Raw genomic sequence first — 3,465 nt, forward strand, 5'->3', positions numbered from 1 at the left:
GGAGTTGGCGCGCAGGTTGTCGGCGGCGCTCCATAGGCGTTTTTCGATGGCTTCGATGTGTTCAAGTTGGGACATGTAGTTCGTGTTCTCGTTATTCAGTGGTTTTTTCTATCCGCACCAATGCTTTCATGCACAAAGTGCTGCGGTGCTTTGTTGTGACCCCTCTTCAGGGTAGCGCGGGATGGTTGCAGCAGGGGGAATATGAGGGACGAATAATCGTGCATGGCCATAGGCTTTTATCTTATGATGTTATTCTATGCAAATCATTACTAAACATTTATTTTTCAATAACATGCCAGCTTAAAGAGCGCGTAATTCGTGACCCCGCTCAACGGCGTAATTTTATTTGGTACACATGTCTCCCCCTGTGGAAACATCGCCTCCAGGCACTAGCGGCCGAGAACCAGCTTTATCTAATGCACCACCTGAATATACCTGAATTTTGGTATTTAATCTTAAGGGGTGGATACCCGGGACAGGGCACGTAGGCCGCTCAATACGGCGGTCGCTTTTAAGCGCTCAGATCATCAGCCGCCAAGAATTCGGTTTCCGGATAAACATCGAACCGTGCCTCTAGCTGTACCGCTACCTAGGGCGAGGCCGGCGTATCAACCGTGGAGGGTTCGCTGTCATCCTGCCAGGTGGCGGCCACGCCGGCTTCGAGCACTCGCCCGTCAGCCGTTTGCGTGCCCAGTTGCAGGGGTATGACGTTGCCCGGCAGCACCTGGTTAATCAGGTCGGCGATGTCCTCGGCGAGCATGTCCCGGGTGTGCAGTGACACCCAGATGCCGCGGCAGTCTGCTGTCAGCAGCCGGGGCAGGTACTCTATTAATGGTTGGAGGTCAGAGCGGATATCCCAGACCTTGCCCTTGGCGGCGCGGCCGAAACTGGGCGGGTCCATGATCACCATGTGGTAGCGCTCGCCCTTGCGGACCATGCGCTCGACGAAGGTCATTACATCTTCGCGGATGAAACGCGCGCCTTCCTCGCCCACATTCAGGCGCGCCAGTTCCAGCTGGCTGGCCTGGGCATCGACATGCGTGACCCTGGCCCCGGCCAGCACCGCGGCCTGGGTGGCCCCGCCGGTGCCGGCAAACAGGTTCAGGACGCGCAGCTCGTCAATGTGGTCGCAGCCTTGCAGGCGCTCCCGCACCCATTGCCAGCAAGTAGCATGCTCGGGATAAACGCCGACCTGCCCGCCTTTGCCGGGTCGGCAGTGCATGCGCTGGCCGGCGATGGTCAGCGTCCAGCTCGCCGGCACGTCTGCCGCGCGTTTTTGCCACTCGCCGTCCGTGATGCGGGTGCCACTGTAGATCCAGTCGGCGTCCCAGTCCTGCAGTCGGCGCGGGCCGCTGGCCTGGGGGGCGGGGCGATCGATAACCACGCCACCAAAGCGCTCGAGCTTGCGGCCCTGCCCGAAATCAAGCAAGGCGTATTCGTTCACTTTCAGGGTAACTGCCTGGCTCATCTTTTGTCCCGTCTTCAATACTGATTACGCCTGAGTATTTTACCCATGCCTGAAACTCGCCACACCATAGCCACTCGTTTTTCTGGCGGCAAAGTCCGCTACCTTATCAAACTAATCCGTGCCCGGCTTGCGATAACAGAACTTTATAGGTAGCTTGAATGCATGATCGCAACATTCACCATCGCTGCCCTCGACCCTGAAACGAATACCCTCGGCATCGCCTCTGCCTCGAACTATCTGGCGATCGGCTCACTGGTCCCGCATATTTCTGTCACGGCAGGGCTGGTGGCCAGCCAGTCTATGGCCAACCCGAGGGCCAGTCGCCAGGCACTTGATTGCCTTGAAGACGGCCATAGCGTGGAACAGGCCCTCGACGTGTATTTATCCCATGATACCTATGCTGATTTCAGGCAGGTCGCGATTATGAATCTTGATGGTGATGCGGTTATTCATTCCGGCAGCCAGTGCATACCCGCTGTCGAGTCCACGCAGGGCAAGCATTTTATATGCCTTGGCAACATGCTGGTTGAAGGCACCGTCGCGGCAATGGCATCACGCTACGAGGCCTCCAGGGCCGGGGGACGGCCAATGGCGGAGGCGCTGCTTGATGCCTTGCTAGCCGCCCAGGATGCCGGGGGCGACAAGCGGGGCAAGCTTTCTGCCTGCCTGCGGGTTAGCCGCAAGGATGCCGGCTACATGGCGACAAGTGACAGCTTGATAGATCTTCGGGTCGATGCTTCCCCTGCTCCCATTGCCGAATTAAGACACTGTTATGCCGTGAACCAGCTATATAACAGTGCCTGCATGAGCCCTGAGTGGCTCGAGCTGCCGGCGCTGCAGGATAAGGAAAGACTGCTGCTTGAGCGGTTTGCCACACTTTACGGTGATTCAGGCGTGAATGTCATGGAGCCCGGGCACCTGACCGGCATCTTCACGCAGCAAAATATTCCTCATCTACTCGATACCTCGAGCGCCAGAATCAACCAGGCATTCTTTGCCCACATAGAATCCATGCCGCTGCTCAGAAATCCGTCCAGTTCTCAGTGACGAAACGGCCCTGCTGTTTTTCAAGACGGGTTCGCATTCTGGCCAGACCCTCGACGGCGATGTCAGCGGGGATGCTGTAACATTTTATCTCTTTGATGCTGGATTGTAATTCCGGGACTTCAGCAGAGGCGACGATGAACAGCTCGCAAAAGTCACCTTTTTCCATGTCCAGGGTTGTTGCCTCGCCGGCGCGAAGCAGCTCGTATGCGGTTGCCTTTTTCTGCAAGACAATGGCACTGGTTTCATTCTCATGATCACCCGCGCCGTTTACCACGCTGACCGGGATACTGATATTGCTGGGCACAAAATTGTAGGGCAACTGGAAGGTCATATTTTCAGGCATTTCAATCGGGAAGGTGTTCATCGGGTACTGGCCGGGTTTACCGTCTTCCCTGGCTGTTTCATACGTTCTGACAAAGGCATTAAAACTCAAATCATGAAACTTGAGCGCCGATGAAATATAAAAGCCTACATTGATATAATCCTGACCGTTTACTCTACATATCTCGCACTTGTTCCTGAAGATAATATTGTCTTTTTGCAACACAAAAAATTTATAAACCACCGAACCAAGCAGGACGGTGGGCAGGATGAGTGCAAGTACGGCGCTGATTACCTTGCCGGTAACAAAAAGTATCTTTTCCTCGCTCTCGAGACCCGGCCCATTACCCAGCAGTTCCTGCCAGAAGATAAACAGAAAATCATGGAAACGATAATCGGACTCGGTTGCGAACAAAAAGATCACTGCCATCAAGGCCGCCAGGGCCGCGCAAATAAGCAAGTACACAGTGATAAGGTGGCCCAGGCCATGGGAGGCAATATACTGCCTTACTTTAAAGTTCTTGATCGGGTGCATAACGACTATACCTTTTTACACTGCTGTCCCGTTAATTCCCTCTCCCTTCGGGAGAGGGTTAGGGTGAGGGGATTTAGATTCGATAACACATTGT

At 54.9% G+C, this 3,465-nt stretch carries 3 protein-coding genes; 1 reads left to right on the plus strand and 2 read right to left on the minus strand.

The features are described from left to right. Positions 1 to 589: 589 nt before the first annotated feature. A complete protein-coding gene (locus tag RQ738_RS13365) occupies positions 590 to 1,468 on the minus strand; it encodes a class I SAM-dependent methyltransferase (protein ID WP_314165805.1) in 879 nt (292 codons plus the stop codon). 162 nt (positions 1,469 to 1,630) lie between these two features. Here RQ738_RS13365 and RQ738_RS13370 point away from each other — a divergent pair, with 162 nt between their 5' ends. Continuing rightward, positions 1,631 to 2,515: a DUF1028 domain-containing protein gene (locus RQ738_RS13370; RefSeq protein ID WP_314165807.1), complete on the plus strand. Its 885-nt coding sequence runs from the start codon at positions 1,631 to 1,633 to the stop codon at positions 2,513 to 2,515. Here RQ738_RS13370 and RQ738_RS13375 read toward each other — a convergent pair. Further along, positions 2,490 to 3,266, minus strand: a complete 777-nt coding sequence (locus tag RQ738_RS13375) for a hypothetical protein (protein ID WP_314165808.1) — start codon at positions 3,264 to 3,266, stop codon at positions 2,490 to 2,492. The two genes, RQ738_RS13370 and RQ738_RS13375, sit on opposite strands and share 26 nt — an antisense overlap. Between the last annotated feature and the right edge of the window lie 199 nt (positions 3,267 to 3,465).

Source organism: Sulfuriflexus sp. (assembly GCF_032250955.1).
Taxonomy (GTDB): domain Bacteria; phylum Pseudomonadota; class Gammaproteobacteria; order AKS1; family AKS1; genus Sulfuriflexus.